Annotated in this window: 1 protein-coding gene; it reads right to left on the reverse strand. The window is 47.3% G+C overall.

Translation table 11 applies throughout. The features are described 5' to 3' along the window. A partial coding sequence (locus AB4496_RS24095; RefSeq protein ID WP_372132288.1) for a DNA translocase FtsK occupies positions 1-1,225 on the reverse strand: 1,225 nt, incomplete at both ends.

The raw sequence follows: 1,225 nt of genomic DNA on the forward strand, positions 1-1,225 counted from the left end.
CAACATATCACCCATACCCAATAATGATTCTGCACCACCTTGGTCAAGAATCGTTCGAGAGTCCGTTTTGGTTGATACAGTAAAGGCTACACGTGTCGGGATATTGGCTTTAATAAGACCCGTAATAACATCCACTGACGGGCGCTGAGTCGCTAGGATCAAGTGAACACCCGCCGCACGTGCTTTTTGTGCCAAACGAGCAATCAATTCTTCAACTTTCTTACCCACTACCATGATTAAATCGGCGAATTCATCGACGACAACTACGATGTAAGGCAGTTTTTCCAATAATGGTGCTTCAGGGTCCATGCTGTCGCCCGGTTTCCACAGAGGATCATGAATTGGGTGACCCGCTTCCGCAGCCATCTTCAATTTGTCGTTGTAGCCTTTAATGTTACGAACACCAAGTGCCGACATCAGTTTATAACGACGTTCCATTTCGCCAACACACCAACGAAGGGCGTTAGACGCATCTTTCATGTCGGTAACGACTTCAGACAATAGATGTGGAATACCTTCATAGATAGACAATTCCAACATTTTCGGGTCAATCATGATGAAACGAACGTCTTCAGGCGATGCCTTGTAAAGCATACTCAAGATCATCACGTTCACACCCACCGACTTACCAGAACCGGTGGTACCTGCAACCAGTACGTGTGGCATCTTCGATAAATCAGCAATAACCGCTTCACCTGCAATATCTTGTCCTAGAACAACGGTCGTTGGTGACGTCGCTTCTTGGAACTGAGGGCTACCTACCACATCGGAGAAGAATACGGTTTGACGGCTCATGTTCGGCAATTCCAAACCAACATAAGGTTTACCCGGTATTACCTCTACGACACGCACTGCCAATGCAGAAAGTGAACGCGCTAAGTCCATAGAAAGACCAGAAATACGGCTCACTTTCACGCCAGGAGCCAGATCGAGTTCGAATCGAGTGATGACAGGGCCAGGGAAGATATCAACCACATCTGCCTTTATCTTGTAGTCCGCTAGCTTCGATTCAACAAGACGAGCAATCGCCTCTAGTGCATCGCGGTCAATAAAGGTTTCACGTTTTTCAGGGTGGAACAACAGCTCAAGTGTTGGCAATGGCTCGGCAGGTTTGGGCAAATTCACATCTTGCTGTACCAAGAACGGGTTTTGTGTCGCCGCCATATTCGCTTGCGCTTCAGATACCAGATTTTGGAATGCTGCTACATCTTGGTCTTGGTCTTGG

Origin of the sequence: Vibrio sp. 10N.222.46.A1 (assembly GCF_041473595.1) — a bacterium.
GTDB lineage: Bacteria > Pseudomonadota > Gammaproteobacteria > Enterobacterales > Vibrionaceae > Vibrio > Vibrio tasmaniensis_A.